This is a genomic window from Staphylococcus sp. McC-251-APC-3A2 (genome assembly GCF_009695665.1).
GTDB classification, from domain to species: domain Bacteria; phylum Bacillota; class Bacilli; order Staphylococcales; family Staphylococcaceae; genus Staphylococcus; species Staphylococcus cohnii.
The window spans coordinates 121491-138085 of record NZ_VUNO01000005.1 but is presented as its reverse complement, the minus strand read 5'-3'; the positions used below and the strand labels follow the sequence as shown (position 1 = coordinate 138085).

11 protein-coding genes and 1 pseudogene are annotated in these 16595 nt (G+C 33.2%); 5 read left to right on the top strand and 7 right to left on the bottom strand.

The annotated features are described in order from the left end of the window. The first annotated feature begins 31 nt into the window (after nucleotides 1-31). The 3 genes and pseudogenes from FYJ81_RS10855 to FYJ81_RS10845 all read left to right on the top strand — a co-directional run bounded on the left by FYJ81_RS10855 (nucleotide 32) and on the right by FYJ81_RS10845 (nucleotide 4919). Nucleotides 32-1990 (top strand): annotated as a pseudogene (locus tag FYJ81_RS10855) (beta-glucoside-specific PTS transporter subunit IIABC). Between the two features lie 18 nt (nucleotides 1991-2008). Next, entirely contained in the window at nucleotides 2009-3439 is a 1431-nt protein-coding gene (locus tag FYJ81_RS10850; protein ID WP_107523404.1) for a 6-phospho-beta-glucosidase, read from the top strand. Between the two features lie 28 nt (nucleotides 3440-3467). Further along, nucleotides 3468-4919, top strand: coding sequence for a glycoside hydrolase family 1 protein (locus tag FYJ81_RS10845; RefSeq protein WP_107523408.1), 1452 nt, complete (start codon nucleotides 3468-3470; stop codon nucleotides 4917-4919). Nucleotides 4920-5014: 95 nt separating this feature from the next. On the opposite strand, the gene FYJ81_RS10840 is transcribed toward FYJ81_RS10845, so the two are convergent. The 4 genes from FYJ81_RS10840 to FYJ81_RS10825 all read right to left on the bottom strand — a co-directional run bounded on the left by FYJ81_RS10840 (nucleotide 5015) and on the right by FYJ81_RS10825 (nucleotide 10218). Further along, on the bottom strand, nucleotides 5015-6295 hold the full coding sequence (locus FYJ81_RS10840) for an amidohydrolase family protein (protein ID WP_107523405.1): 1281 nt from the start codon (nucleotides 6293-6295) through the stop codon (nucleotides 5015-5017). A 187-nt stretch (nucleotides 6296-6482) separates the two neighbouring features. After that, a complete protein-coding gene (gene pbp4 / locus FYJ81_RS10835) occupies nucleotides 6483-7688 on the bottom strand; it encodes a penicillin-binding protein PBP4 (protein WP_107523406.1) in 1206 nt (401 codons plus the stop codon). 60 nt (nucleotides 7689-7748) lie between these two features. After that, nucleotides 7749-8429 (bottom strand): M15 family metallopeptidase, encoded by a 681-nt coding sequence (locus FYJ81_RS10830; protein WP_107523407.1) that lies wholly within the window; start codon nucleotides 8427-8429, stop codon nucleotides 7749-7751. Nucleotides 8430-8721: 292 nt separating this feature from the next. After that, complete coding sequence (locus FYJ81_RS10825; RefSeq protein ID WP_107523758.1) at nucleotides 8722-10218, bottom strand: glycosyltransferase; 1497 nt, start codon at nucleotides 10216-10218, stop codon at nucleotides 8722-8724. 300 nt (nucleotides 10219-10518) lie between these two features. Between FYJ81_RS10825 and panB the strand changes: the two genes are divergently transcribed. Together panB and panC are read left to right on the top strand one after the other, a co-directional pair. Continuing rightward, nucleotides 10519-11331, top strand: coding sequence for a 3-methyl-2-oxobutanoate hydroxymethyltransferase (gene panB, locus FYJ81_RS10820; protein WP_019469232.1), 813 nt, complete (start codon nucleotides 10519-10521; stop codon nucleotides 11329-11331). Then, a complete protein-coding gene (gene panC, locus FYJ81_RS10815) occupies nucleotides 11328-12176 on the top strand; it encodes a pantoate--beta-alanine ligase (RefSeq protein WP_107523445.1) in 849 nt (282 codons plus the stop codon). The genes panB and panC overlap by 4 nt, the downstream gene beginning before the upstream one ends. A gap of 87 nt (nucleotides 12177-12263) precedes the next feature. Here panC and ptsG read toward each other — a convergent pair whose 3' ends face one another. The 3 genes from ptsG to FYJ81_RS10800 all read right to left on the bottom strand — a co-directional run bounded on the left by ptsG (nucleotide 12264) and on the right by FYJ81_RS10800 (nucleotide 16452). After that, nucleotides 12264-14279, bottom strand: coding sequence for a glucose-specific PTS transporter subunit IIBC (gene ptsG, locus FYJ81_RS10810; protein WP_107523454.1), 2016 nt, complete (start codon nucleotides 14277-14279; stop codon nucleotides 12264-12266). 184 nt (nucleotides 14280-14463) lie between these two features. Then, nucleotides 14464-15300 carry a glucose PTS transporter transcription antiterminator GlcT gene (glcT, locus tag FYJ81_RS10805; RefSeq protein WP_107523446.1) on the bottom strand — a complete coding sequence of 279 codons (837 nt, stop codon included), beginning with the start codon at nucleotides 15298-15300 and terminating at the stop codon, nucleotides 14464-14466. A 213-nt stretch (nucleotides 15301-15513) separates the two neighbouring features. After that, nucleotides 15514-16452, bottom strand: a complete 939-nt coding sequence (locus FYJ81_RS10800; RefSeq protein ID WP_107523447.1) for a cation diffusion facilitator family transporter — start codon at nucleotides 16450-16452, stop codon at nucleotides 15514-15516. Nucleotides 16453-16595: the final 143 nt, after the last annotated feature.

Here is a 16595-nt window from a genome sequence, read left to right as displayed (position 1 = left end):
AAACTAATTAAAAATTGAGGTGAATGAACCAATGAAATATGAAAATTTAGCACAAGAAATTGTTGAAAAAGTTGGTGGTGAAGAAAACATCAACTCGCTTACACATTGTATTACACGCTTACGCTTCAAACTAAAAGATGAGAGCAAAGCCGATACAGAATTTTAAAAAAATCATGATGAAATTGTAACAGTTATGCAATCTAGCGGACAATACCAGGTTGTGATTGGTAACCATGTTCCCGATGTTTACGATGCAATTACTAAAGTGACTCATCTTGATTCAGCTAGTGATGATCAATCACAAGAGAAAGGATCAGGTAACATATTAAATCGATTTATTGATTTAATTTCAGGTATCTTCCAACCGATTCTTGGTATTCTTGCAGCTGCTGGGATGATTAAAGGTTTTGCTGCATTATTCTTAGCACTTGGCTGGTTAACAGAATCATCTGGAACATATCAAATATTATTTGCATTAGGTGACGCGTTATTCTATTTCTTCCCAGTATTTTTAGGTTTTACTGCTGCCAAAAAGTTTGGTTCCAATCATTTTATTGGCATGGCTATCGGGGCAGCAATTGTGTATCCAACTTTAGTTTCTGCAATGGAGTTTGGAGCAAAAGGCGCGCATACACTTTTCGGTGGTACAATTTTTGAAGTCGAATCAAATTTATCTTTTTTAGGAATTCCAGTAATTTCTATGAATTATACATCTAGTGTTATTCCTATTATAGTAGCTATCTATTTTGCGAGTATTTGGGAAAGAAAATTAAAACGTATTATTCCTGATGTTGTCAAAACATTCTTTGTCCCATTTTTCACCTTGCTAATCATTGTTCCGATAACATTTATCGTAATCGGACCAATATCTTCATGGGTTGCTAATTGGATTGGTTCAGGAGCAATAAACATCTATGGCTTAAGTCCTATATTAGCCGGTTTGCTATTAGGTGCATTTTGGCAAGTCTTTGTCATATTTGGTATTCATTGGGGTCTAGTTGCATTTATGATCAATAATGTTTCTACGTCTGGTTACGATATCATTAACCCCTTAATATTCGCCGCTTCATTTGCTCAAACTGGAATCGTTATTGGGCTTTTCTTAAAAACTAAAAATACTAAACTAAAATCGATATCTTTACCAGCAGCTATATCTGGCATTTTTGGTGTAACAGAGCCTGCAATTTACGGTGTTACTTTACCAAGAAAAAAACTCTTTATTTATAGCTGTATCATTAGTGGATTGTTTAGTGGTTTCATAGGTTTCGCAGGTACCAAAATGTATTTTATGGGAGGCCTTGGTATCTTTGGTTATACTACGTTTATCGGAGAAAGTGGATTGAACTTTGCATTCTGGGCAACTATTATCGCTTCATTGTTAGCCGTATTAGTGGGTAGTATCGTTGGGTATCTTGTGCACTCTGATAAAAATGAACAAGAAGTCCAAGCTACTGCACCAGAATCAGAACAACAAAAGGATGATGCCAAAAATAATGCATCAAGCGCTTCAGTTGATGAAGCTATTACTGAACCAAAAGATGATTTTATTGTATCTCCTGTCTCTGGTGAAATGAAAAACCTTGAACTTGTAGATGACCCTGTATTCTCATCTCTTGCAATGGGCAAAGGGATTGCTATTAAACCATCATCTGATACGATTATTGCACCATTTGAGGCAACAGTAGAAAGTTTATTCCCTACTGGTCATGCAATCGGCTTAAAATCCAAAAATGGTACAGAATTGCTTATCCATATCGGCATCGATACCGTGAAACTAGACGGCTTAGGTTTTAAGCCACTCGTAAGCCAAGGAGATACAGTTACAGTCAACCAGCCACTTATACAGTTTGACTCACAAAAAATACAAGAAAATGCATATGATGACACTGTAATGATAGTAGTAACAAACACAAACGCAACCAAAGACGTTGTGATAGAAGAACAACAAACAGTTAAAGAAAGAGATTCATTAATTTCTGTCATTTATTAAATATAAGGAGGCAATATCATGTCAGTATTAGGCAAAGATTTTTTATGGGGTGGCGCTATCGCCGCGAACCAAGTTGAAGGTGCGTACGATAAAAATGGTAAAGGGCTTAGTTTGGTAGACCTACTACCAGCAGGAGAAGCGCGTAAAGAACCACTATTCAACCCAGCTAAAGGACTGAATAACACTTTTGATTTTTATCCTAGTCATCAATCAATCGACTTTTATCACCATTATGAAGAAGATATCAAATTATTCGCCGAAATGGGTTTTAAAGCATTACGCTTTTCAATCTCTTGGCCAAGAATTTTTCCAAATGGTGATGAAACAGAACCAAACCAAAAAGGCTTGGCTTTTTATGATAAAATCTTCGAAACTTTAGAAAAATATGGTATTGAGCCCATTGTTACAATCAATCATTTTGATACACCATATTATTTAGCTAAAAATTATGGTGGATGGTATAACCGTAAAACCGTAGATTTCTTTTTAAATTATGCAACTGTCCTATTTAAGCGATATAGTAACCAAGTTAAGTATTGGATTACGCATAATGAAATTAACATGATTTTACACATTCCTTATATTGGTGGTGGCTTAATTATTCCAGATAATGAAAATAAAAATCAGGTTATGTACCAAGCCGCACATCATCAACTTATCGCATCAAGCTTAGCCACGAAAATCGCTAAAGAAATTGACGATACAAATCAAATAGGTTGTATGTTGGCTGCTGGTGATGTATATCCAAATACGTCTCATCCAAATGATGTGATGGCTGCACTTTCTAAAAATCGAGAACAATATATCTTTATAGATGTTCAAACTCGTGGTGAATACCCTAACTATAGTAAACGTATGTTTGAAGATTTAGATGTTTCCATCGATAAACAAACTGGTGATGATGAAATTTTAAAACAATACACAGTGGACTATATTTCATTTTCTTATTATTCAAGCCGACTTGAAAGCGGTGATGATGAAATCAACCAAAACAAAGAAGCTGGTAATGCTTTTGCTTCTCTTAAAAATCCATACTTAGAAGCATCAAATTGGGGCTGGCAAATTGATCCCGTAGGATTACGCGTGACAATGAATCAAATATATGACCGCTATCAAAAACCTTTATTCATCGTAGAAAATGGCTTAGGTGAAATTGATAGACTTGAAGATGATGGCAGTATTCATGATACTTATAGAATTAAATATTTAAGTGACCACTTAAATCAAATGATCGAAGCGGTAAAAGATGGCGTCCCACTCCTTGGATATACTTCATGGGGTTGTATAGATTTAGTTTCAGCAGGTAGTGGAGAAATGAAAAAGCGTTATGGTTTTATTTATGTTGATAGAGACAATCAAGGAAATGGTTCATTAAATAGATACCGTAAAGATTCATTCTATTGGTATCAAAAGGTTATTCAAAGTAATGGCGAAAATTTATCATACTAATTCAAAAAAAGTGAGTGAGGTATTTAACATGGAAAATATTAAAGGTTTTAAAAAGAATTTTTTATGGGGTGGCGCAACCGCAGCTAACCAAATAGAAGGCGCATTTAACATTGATGGTAAAGGTTTGTCGAGTGCTGACTTTTCAGAATATGTTCCTAAAAGTCAACGCACAGGTGATAATCATATGGAAGTAACATCAGATTTCATTGATAAAGTTAAATCAGGTCAGTACCAAGGCCACTTCCCTAAACGTGTTGGTATAGATTTTTATCATAACTATAAAGAAGATATTAAGTTGTTTGCTGAAATGGGATTTAAAGCATTTAGAATGTCTATCAATTGGTCACGTATTTTTCCAAAGGGATACGAAAATGAGCCAAACGAAGCGGGGCTTGCATTTTATGATGATGTGTTTAAAACATTAAAATCATATAATATTGAACCTGTTGTAACTTTAAGCCATTATGAGACACCTTTTGGTTTAACTGAAAAATATAATGGTTGGATTAATCGTAAGGTCGTTGATCATTTTGTTCACTATGCCGAAACGGTCTTCAATCGTTATAAAAATGATGTAAAATATTGGATAACATTTAACGAAATCAATGTGATTAATATCTCACCTTTTACAGGAGCTGGTATCATTTCAGATAAATTAGATCATCCTATTGCAGCTTCGTATCAAGCACTTCATCATCAGTTTGTAGCATCAGCGTTAGCTACTCAAAAATTAAAAGAGATTGACCCAAGTGCACAAATGGGTTGTATGATCGCAAGGATGAAACATTATCCATATACTTGTAATCCACAAGATGTATTAAAAGCACAACAAGAAGACCAAATGAATTTAATGTATACTGACGTACAGGTTAGAGGGGAATATCCTAATTTTTACAAACAATTTTTAACAGATAACGGCATTGAATTAGATATTCAAGATAATGATTTAGATATCATTAAACAACATACAGTTGACTATCTATCATTTAGCTATTATATGTCGATGTTGTCATCTGTAGCTCCAGAAGGACAAACAACTCAGGGCAACTTGATGAACAGTTTAAAAAACCCTTACTTAGAAGCTTCTGATTGGGGTTGGCAAATTGATCCAATCGGCTTAAGAATTGTTTTAAATGAATTGTGGGATCGCTATAGAGTGCCATTATTTATAGTTGAAAACGGCTTAGGTGCAGTTGATGAAGTTGTTGATGGAAAAATTCACGATGACTATCGCATAGACTATCTAAGTAAACATATGGCTGAAGCAAAAAAAGCTGTCGAAGATGGTGTGGACTTAATAGGCTATCTCTCTTGGGCGCCTATCGATCTGATTTCAATGTCTACAAGCGAGATGTCAAAACGTTATGGCTACATTTATGTTGATCAAGATAACTATGGTAACGGAAGTATGAAACGTATGAAAAAAGATTCTTTTGAATGGTACAAAAATATTATCTCAACGAATGGAGCGTCATTATAGTTTCATAAAATACGCATTTCAATGCAATCAATATGAATACAGATAAAAATGCTGAGACTTTCTATCGTCTCAGTATTTTATCGTATATGATGCAATTACAAGTATTGTTTTGTTTGGCGATCAATATCTAATGCAGTTGTATATTTCGGCTTTTCTTTTCTAAATAGATATGCACCATTACGTATCGAAGCAAGACAGTCAACACGTCGACGTTGCGCTTCAAATACATTTGGTGCATCCAACACGATAAAGTTTGCTGGCTTGCCTTCTGATAAACCGTAAACTTCATCTAAATGCATTAATTTTGCACCGTTATAAGTAATTAAATCGAAATTACGTGGAAAATCTTCTTCTCGCATTAATTGTGTGGCATGCAAGCCATTGTCTAAAATATTCATTAAATTACCTGATCCCGCTGGGTACCATAAATCAACAATTGAATCTTGACCAAAAGCCACATTAATAGCATTATCTACAAACTCTTTGACACGTGTTAATCCTCTTCTTTTTGGATAACTATCTTGTCTGCCTTGTAAATATAAATTTTCAGTTGGGCAAGAGACAAAGTTTAAACCTGATTGGCGAAATAGCCCCATCATTCGAAATGCATAAGCATCATCAGCTGAACCAAATGAACAAGTATGTGAAGCTGTCGTAGCATTTCCATAACCTTGTTTCATCACTTCTGCATTTAATATTTCTAAGAAACGCGCTTGTACGTCATCTGTTTCATCACAGTGTACATCAATTAATTTATCATATTGGATAGCGAGTCTAACGATTTCTTTAATTGATTTCGCTCCTGCTTCTGGACTCCATTCATTGTGTGGAATACCACCGACACAATCTGCACCTAATTTTAAGGCTTCTTCAATTAAATCACGGCCTGTTTTACCTTGCTCTTCAAAAGCATACATACCATTTTGAGGAAATGCCACAACCTGAATCGTAATATTATCTTTCAATTCATCCCTTACTTCAAGCGCTGCTTTGATACCTGTTAAATCAGGATCTGTACAATCCGTTTGAGCACGAATATATTGTGTTCCGTAGCTCGCTACGTCGTTGACTGCTTGACGCATACGCGATTTCATTTCTTCTTTTGTAGTGCCTTTTTTATAATCATTCCATAAATCAATAGCCTCAAACAATGTTCCAGATGTGTTTTTAATTTGAGGATTTTGTCCTGTAAAATAATAATCTAGATGAAGATGAGCATCAACATATGGTGGCAAAACTAAAGCACCTTCTAAATCAATCACTTCATCCGCTTCATCAAGATTCTTGCCAAATGCTTTAAACTTACCGTTTTCAACTAAAATTTCTGAAGCTTCATCATACTTATAAATTGATGCATTAATGAATTTTTTACGCATTCATAAAACCCCCTATACCCTTCTACCATAAGTCTTAATACGTTTTTAAGCAATTATTACCCAGTGAATATGGTTGAAATGAACACCAATTTATTAGATTTAGCAGACTTTATGACAAAAAATCTGCTGACACATGCCACAATTAAGTCGTGGTATCAGCAGATAAATTGAACGATTTGTTTATAATTCATAGATTATATTGGGAAATTTTATGCGCATCTTTACTGAACAAATTTTTGAAAAATGCAGTAAATTTATTGTCGTCTTTTTTAACTGTGGCATCTACTTGAGGCGCATGTGTACCTTTAATAAATTGACGCTTATAGGCTACATATACTTTGCCTTCTTTATTCACATTAAACTTTAACTGATCCATTTTTTTAGGAACTACATCATATAAATCTTGCTTAACTTGGTACGTTTTTCCGTTAATTTCGTGTTCTCCTTCACTTAACACTTTTCGATATTCATATTTGTTAAATTGTTTATTCATAATGGCATTAGCAATTTTATGGCGTGCATTTTTAGCTTTCATACTAGGAAATGGTTTCACATTGAGTATCGCTTCATTGAGACGTAAACCATTACGTTTACTTGTTAACGCTAAACTATAACCTTCATCGCTTGTTCCTGTTTTCAATCCATCTGCACCTTTTAATTCAAATCGTTGTCCCTTTAAAGAAATATTTTTTGTTTTTAATTCTGTTCCAAATTGTTTATCCGTTGTTTTAGAACTATATTTTAAAATCTTAGGATGATCTTTTAATATATTTTGCATTAGAATGGTCATATCATCTGCAGTAGTTTGTGTTTTGCGCTCTTTTTGATATTGCTTTGGAGCATATTGCTGTAAAAGATGATTATCTGCACCTGTAGGATTCACAAAATGCGTATGGTTCATACCGAGTTTTTTCGCTTTATGGTTCATTTCATCTGTGAATTTTGATGTTGAACCACTCACCTTCTCACCCAAAATAAGTGTAGCTGCATTGCTTGATTCTAAAGTGATTTGTCTAAGAAATTGATTAATAGAGTAAGACTTTCCTCTCTCTAAAGGTACACTAGCTAAATCAGGTAATACAGACATATTTGCATAATCTGAAGTGATTTTTATTTTGTCTGTACCTTTTATATCACCGTTTTCTATCGCATCTAATGTCAAATACATCGTCATCATTTTGGTCAACGAAGCTGGATCAGTTACTTTTTCCGCTTTATCTTGATATAAAATTTGACCTGTTTGAGCTGTCACGCTAACACTTTCTGGTTTGTATTTAACACTTTGCTTAGGACTCGCTGATTTTTCTGTTTCAGCAGTTATTGTAGCTATTGGTGCAATAGCAGTTAACGTAAGCAACCAACTTAGCATCACCACACTTAATTTCTTAAACAATGATGACCATTCCTCTCTAAAAATTTATATTAAATAATCAAGCACACTTCAAGTTTAATCTTATTTTTTTGGATATAGGTTTAAGTACTCTTCTAATGTTTCATTACTTTTATATAATTTTTTAGCTGTATCTTTCCCAACATATCTGATATGCCACGGTTCATATTGGTAACCTGTAATATGCGTTTTATTCTTCGGATATCTGATGATAAAACCGTACTTGTAAGCATTATCTTTGAGCCACTGCCCTTCCTTAGTCTTACCAAAAGAAGTTTTAAAGTTGGTATCTGTGTTCTCAGAAACGATATCGTATGTCAGTCCAGTTTGATGTTCTGAATGGCCTGGCTTCGCACTGTATTTATTGGCTGCTTCTTCTCCATCTCTTTGAACATATTGATCAAATAACTGTTCTTGGCTTTGGTAACTTCTGAAACCACTGGCATTTGATAATTGAAATCCTTGATTATTACCATCATTTAAAAGTTTGTGTAATGCATCACGCGCTTCTTTATTTTCTCCAGGATTAAAATGTTCTGGTAACGAAATATCTTTGTTCACAATTAAAATATCATCAATATACGTTACACCATGCTTCACTTCTTTATGATGCTTATTTTCACTATTGTTACTTTGCTGTTTTTCATGATTTTTACTGTCTTTATGCTCAGATTCATTGTCTTGGGCAGAACATCCAACTAAGACTAAACACAACATGATAATCAATAATTTAAATTTATTCATTGTTACTCCTTTTTAAAAAGTATAATCAAAACAAATATTGACGGACAATAAAATAGTTTTAAAAACAATTGCAATTAACATTAATATAACACGCTGTATATAAGAGACAAGTATTTTATTGAATTTATTAATATTTCAAAACACAACTATCAACCTTCAAAATGAAAAACAACATTATAAAAACAGTTACCCTGCTGTGGTTAAGCAATGACAACTGTTTTATCGTACATTCTGTATTTTATAAAATATGCTTATTACTAAATATGTTAGAGAGTCACGGGTAAAAATTATATTATTTAGTATGCCCGATGTCTTGAAATAACTTTTTATAATTTTCTACAGCTTTATCATGACTAAGCTCTGATCTCGTCTGTACGCAATTAAATGGTTCATCTATTATTTTAGCCATACAATCAGCAAATGCTTTAATATTATCCGGCTCAACGAGATATCCATTCGTACCATGATTTATAATCTCTGACGGACCATACCTAACATCATAAGCAATGACTGGACAACCGACTTCGATACTCTCCATTACTGTTAAGCCAAATCCTTCAAATTTACTTGTTAAAAGTGAAGCTTTTGATTGTTGAAATTCTTTCAAAGGATTATTCGTAAAATCATTGATGTCTACTTTATCTTGAATACCAAATTGATCAATTAAATCCAACAACACCTTTTTCTGTCCATCTTCATCCATACCAAATATGGATAATTTCGTATCATACCCATAATCTAAAAATTGTTTATACGCTTTAATTAAATGGTCTACTTGTTTTTGAAGACCTAATCTACCTATAAAAATAAATCGGTCTAATTTATTTTCGTTTGCATGTGATTTATATGTTTTAATCGAATGTGGGATTACTGATAATTGTCTTTCATCTAATGTAACTTGGCTAATAATATCTTCTTTTTGCTTTTCAGTTAATATTAAATATTTTTCTACTTTTTCAGAATGATTTAACGCAAATTTATATGAACCTTTCATTTGTTGTCCATTCAAATGACTATTATGAAAAACCAAAATATTTTTAGTTGCATGTGTTTGATTTAATAATGGTTCATCTAAAAGTCTGGCATCATTAAATATCACATCACCATCACTGAAGCGATGGTCAAAATAATATTTAAATAAGGCTTTTTCACTACTGAAGGATAAATAAGGTCTATCATTTTTATAAAGTTGTATATAATCTAAACTTTCTTGTTCTGTATTAAAAAACTTTTTACAATATATAACGCCTTGTGTATCAAAGTAGAGCTCACATAATTTTGAAAAAGGGTTATGTGTGTAAAAAATCTTTCTATGCAATTGACCAAATTTATTGTATTCCCAACGTTCTAATCGTTTTTTACTAATAGATGACATAAAATCTTCAAATTGAACTATATTACTATTGTTATAATATTTTCTGTACAATACGTAATCACCATTTTTATAATATCTCATAACATTGCCACCATTAAAACTTTTACTTTCCAATCCTTTGAGTTCACGGTTCATCGTTTGATATTTAGGTTGTTTTTTAAATTTAGTCTTCGGTATTTCTAATAGTTTGAAGCCACTTAACCAATCGTATATATTTTCAAATTCTGTATGCTCTGTCACTTTTTCCTCGTTTATAAACTTTTCATAAACAGATGGGTAATTGGCATTATAATTCGTTGTTACAATTTTACTTTTGATCCCTAATTCACTATCTATTAATTTTATTCGACTTAGCAATGCCTTAGTTCTACCTCCATGTACTGGTGGTAATGTGCTTGTTATTGTATATATCATGATTTCCCCTCATTTTCATACCTATAGTGTAGTATTTATATCGTTTGCCTTAATAAATTTAAAAACTAATCATTTATATTGTACATTTCATTTATTATTTACTAGTTATTATAAACTAATATGTATTACACACCTAATATTATTTGTAATTGTAACCTCTTTTTTCTCGTATGAAACTTTTTAATTTATTTATCTAGTATAAAAAGATGTATTAAATTACTAAATTAATTTTATTTTTCGAATACATTCGTTACTATATGATTAAATATAAAAATATTTAGACAACGGAGTTGAGTATAATTGTTAACATTAAAGCATTTAATAGATATGAAACAGCATGCTAATAAAATTTCAATGGTTACAGCTTATGATTACCCTAGTGCAAAACAAGCAGAAACTGCACAAATCGATACTCTTTTAGTTGGAGATTCTTTGGGTATGACGGTGTTAGGTTATGAAAGTACGGTTCAAGTAACGATGTCAGATATGATCCATCATGCGAAAGCAGTGCGTCGCGGTGCCCCTAATACCTTTATGATTGTTGATGTTCCTTTTGGTGCTGTTGGTATTAGTGAACACTCTGATTTAGAAAATGCTATAAATTTATACAAGCAAACAAATGCAAATGCAATTAAAGTCGAAGGCGCACATTTAATTGATTTTATAAACAATTGCCAGAACATCGGTATACCAGTCGTTTCACATTTAGGACTTACCCCACAAAGTGTTGGTATCACTGGATATAAGATGCAAGCCAATACAAAAGAAACCGCACAACAACTCATAAACGATGCTTACGCTGTACAACAAGCTGGCGCTATCATGCTCGTTTTAGAAGCTGTTCCGAGTGATTTAGCTGCACAAATCACCAAAAATTTAGACATCCCAGTGATTGGTATAGGTGCAGGTAAAGATACTGATGGACAAGTATTGGTCTATCATGATGTACTCAATTATGAAGTTCCTCATCAAGCCAAATTCGTAAAGCAATATGGAGATTTTTCCAGTGGCATAACCGCTTTAATGCAGTATCATAAAGAAGTCAAAAACGAAATATTTCCTGATGTTTCACACACTTATAAAAAACAAATTATGGATGAGGTATCAGAATGACAACATTAATTACATCTATCAAAGAAATGAGTAAAATAAGTACAAATTTAATAAAAAACAATCACTCCCTCGGCTTTGTTCCAACGATGGGGGCTTTACACGAAGGTCATTTAGAAATGATGTCACAATCAGTAAAGGAAAATGACATTACAATCATCAGTATTTTTGTAAATCCATTACAATTTGGACCAAATGAAGATTTTGATGCGTACCCTAGAAATATAGACCAAGATAAAATTAAGGCAGCGTCTGTTGGTGTAGACTATATCTTTTATCCTACAGTAGAAGAGATGTACCCAGAAAAACCCACGATAACGTTAAATGCTGGTAGACTCGCCACTGTTTTAGAAGGTGCACAACGCCCTGGCCATTTCAATGGTGTCATCACAGTTGTTAACAAATTATTTAATATTATTCGACCACATCGTGCGTATTTCGGCAAAAAAGATGCGCAGCAACTAGCTATCGTTGAAAAAATGGCCGTAGATTTTAATCACCCAATAGATATCATTGGTGTTAATACAGTACGTGAATCAGACGGTCTCGCTAAAAGTTCACGCAATGTTTATTTGGCGCCTACAGAACGACAAGAAGCGCCAGCACTATATAAAAGTTTACAGTTAGCCAATGAACAATACCTTCAAGGAGAACGTAATTGTGCCAAATTAATAGACATAGCCAAAACTTATATTAAACAGCATACATCCGGTAATATAGAAACAGTAGCTATATATAGTTATCCAGAATTAGAAGCAATCACTCACATTAATGGAAAAATTTTCATTTCCCTTGCAGTAAAATTCAACAAAGCACGTTTAATAGATAATATGATTATCGGAGATTAATTAACTGGATAATAAAACTAATACTCGTATATACACAAAAAAACCTCTTATTTGCACTATATTGTGAATTAAGAGGTTTTATATATATTATAATTTAATTAACACTTCTCCTATGTCGACTGCACCGTCATGTGTTGTTTTAATCTCGTGTTCTCCTGAATTAGTTACGATAATAGGCGTAATGTCACTTTTCGCATGCGTTTTAATATAGTCTAAATCTACAGTCATAAGTGATTGACCTTTTACAATCGTCTCTCCAGAATCTACATGTACTGTAAAACCTTCCCCTTGCAATCCAACAGTCTCTAAACCAAAGTGAATTAACACTTCTACACCTGATTCAGATTTTAAACCTATCGCATGTTTGGTAGGGAAGACTAACTCCACTGTACCATCAAATGGTGCCACAACCTCTCCATTATCCGGATAAATCGCAAGACCATCACCCATTAATTTATCACTAAATACTTGGTCTGGCACTTCATTTAACGGTACTGTACGTCCTTTAAGTGGTGCATAAATCGTTTCACTTTCGACTGTAACTGATTCATTCATAGCTTCACTTTCAGTCGTTGTCTCCTCTGGTTTTGTAATATTACCAGCGATAATTTGTGCCATATCATGTTTAATTTGATCTGATTTTGGTCCAAAAATTGCCTGCATATTATTGCCTACTTCTAGTACGCCTGAAGCACCTAGCTGTTTCAAACCTTCAACATCTACTTGAGCTTTTTCATTAACTTCTACTCTCAAACGTGTAATACATGCATCAAGGTGTTTAATATTGTCTTTCCCACCCATCGCATCTAAAACTTTAAACGGTAGCTCACTCACTGATACAGAATTATTTTGCATTTCTTTATCTTCTCTACCAGGCGTTTTATAATTTAATTTTTTGATAATAAATCTAAATATAAAGTAATAAAGCACTGCATAAACTAAGCCTACTGGAATAACAAGCCACCAAGCTGTCTTATTAGGTAAGATGTTCAACAGTAAGAAATCAATAAATCCACCTGAGAAGGTATAGCCTAAATGTACATTCAATAAGTACATAATTAAGAAGCCAAATCCATCTAGCACTGCATGAATAAAGAACAAGAGCGGCGCTACAAATAAGAATGAAAATTCCAACGGTTCTGTAATACCCGTAAGGAATGATGTTAAGGCACCTGATAACATCAGACCACCAACCACTTTACGATTTTCTTTCTTCGCTGAATGATAAATTGCTAGAGCAGCAGCAGGTAGTCCAAACATCATTACTGGGAACTCTCCACCCATGAATTTACCAGCTGTCAGTGGTACATTTTCAGTGATTTGAGCAATAAAAATTCGCTGATCTCCATGAATAATTTGTCCAGCCGCATTTTTAAAACTCCCAAACTCAAACCAAAAAGGTGCATGAAAAATATGATGTAAACCAAATGGTATTAACAAACGTTTAATAAAACCAAATAAAAATACTGCTATTCCTGTATTTGATTCTAAGAGACCTTCACTGAATGCATTTAAACCATATTGAATGGTTGGCCAAATCCATGCCATTGGAAATGCAAGAATGAAAGAACACGTTGCCATCATAATTGGCACAAAACGTTTACCAGCAAAAAAACCTAAATAACTTGGCAATGAAATATTATAGAATTTGTTATAACACCATGCAGCAAGTGCACCAATGATAATCCCACCAAACACACCTGTCTGTAAGGTAGGAATACCTAATACATTTGCATAACCACTAGCAGCATCACTGACATTATCTGCTGTAATACCTAAAAATGCTCCCATGGTTTTATTCATAATCATAAATCCTACAAATGCAGCAATCGCAGCTACACCATCTCCGCCAGCTAAACCAATAGCCACACCTAATGCAAAAATCATTGGTAAATTATCGAAAATGACAACCCCTGCACCTTCCATCATTTGTGCAACATGTTGAAATCCATCTGCTTTAATAAATGGAAGGTAAGATTGTAAAACTTCTCCTTGCAAAACTGTTCCAAAAGCCAACAATAAACCCGCCGCTGGTAAGATGGCCACAGGTAACATTAAAGCCTTACCAATACGTTGAAGCTGACCAAAAAATTTCTTCCACATCATATAGTATCCTCCATTTTCAAGAAACTATATAACGTTTATGTACAAAAACATAATACATTATAAGTTCCTATATATTGCGTCAAAACAAGGTTAAAGACACAAAAAAAGGCATGAGTAAATAAACTGAGCTTTTGCTCTGTCTAAGTACTCATGCCTGATCGAATCAGTTACACGTGCTTATTTATTGTTGTGTTAAGTGGCTGATATGTAACGTTAAATAAATAACTTCTGCTTCATATACTGTGACACCTAACTGTTTTTGCATCATTTTCATTATCTTGACAGCAACATTATAGCACAGCGGATAATGCGCTTTCAACATCTTTTCAAATTCGATTTGCGACTTAATCGTTTCGCCTATGCTCAGTCTTCTAATTAAAAATTGAATATGTCTAATAAATCTTTGATATTGTACAGATGTCGTATCAATAGGTTGATGTAAATCATGCTCCACAATTTGAATACATTTACTGATTAAATCATTAATTTTAGTCATTTCGCTCATTGTTAGTTTTTCCATATTAGATGCAATATGTAGTGCTATAAAACCAACCTCATCTTCTGGAAATTGGAGTGACAATACCGAATTGAGTTTATAGATAACCGAAGCAGCTATTTTATAAGCTTCAGGGTATAGATGTCTCGTTTCGATTGCAAAAGGGTTGTTAATGTATTGATTTTGCTTTAATCGTTTATATGCAAATATAATGTGGTCGGTTAATGCTACAATTAAACGATTATCATCAATTTCTAAATCTGTGCTAGTAATCATATTAATTACCTCAATAATCGCTTGAATGACAGAATCATCAGCTTGTTCAATAAGAGCTTTATAATGTTCTTGTTGCTTTTTCTGTTCTAACGCATAAACTTTTTCTATCATTGTCTCATCATCAACAACCATCCCTGGTTTCTTATTGAACCCAATCCCTTTGCCGATAAGGACCACTTCACGTTTTTGATGCATACAAATAATAACATTATTGTTTAATGGTTTCGTAATTTGATATTGACCCATCATATACACCTTTCTTAGTTATTGCTTAAAATTATATAGTATATTTTAACAAATTAAAACTAAGAAGATGTATGGGCCTTCAAAATAATCATATTTTATAAAAAGACTTAGTACGTTTCTATAGCGCGATACGAAAGCTTGTTTAAACGTTGTACTTTTTCTGTCTATATAAACAAACATTCAATAAATTAAGTTTCTGCAAACACTCAATATTTATGATTTCAAATTTTCATAATACGTCTTAGAGTGATTATTGATGCTAAGGTTTTCAATTTGTAATGTTGTGTGCTTGATATTGTGTTTATTTTCCAATAATTTAGAAACATTATTTATTACTTCATACGATTCAATCTCTGATTGACTACTCAGTACAACATGTGCACTCAAGGAAAAATGTTCTGTGGTTATGCTCCACAAATGAAATTCATGAACATCATCAATCCCTTTTATACTTTTCATGTCAGCAATCACTTTATCTGTATCGAACTTTTCAGGTACAGCTTCCATTAATACAAACCAAGCATTTCTAGCAATTTTCCATCCACCGCGTAATATAATTAAGGAAATAACGATACTGATGAGTGGGTCTATCATCTGCCATCCTGTTATGTGAATTAACACAACGGCAACGATAACACCGATTGAGTTTAATAAATCTCCCATAAAATGCCATAATGCGCTTTGAACATTAATATTGTCTTCCTGTTTTAAAGAACGTACAAGAACGATTGTCAATACGATATTAACGAATAAACCAATCGTGGCTATGATAACCATAACACCACTTTCAATTGGTTGCTGATAAATCATACGTTTAACTGCTTCATACAGGATCCATAATGAAATAATCATTAACGCTAAACCATTTAAAAAAGCAGCTAATATTTCTAGCCTCAGATAGCCAAATGTAAAACGTGACGTAGGTTTTTTCGTTGCAAAATATATCGCAACCATTGACAAACTTAATGCGATAACATCACTTAACATATGAAACGAATCAGATAACAATGCTAAAGAATTTGAAAGTACGCCACCAACAAACTCTACTATGGTAAATATCAGTGTAATAAAGAAAGTTATCCACAGTGTTAATTTAGAGTTTTGTTGCTTTTTCCGATGATCAACATGATGAAAATATTCTCTTCTACTCAATAACTTTAGCCTCCCATTTACTTTAGCTACTCTAAATTATACCCTCTCCCCCAAATAATTTATACTATTATTTTTAATTAAAATATATTTATTATTGAATTGTCTTGGTTTTATATAACCAAATTTTCCATAAACAATAGCTA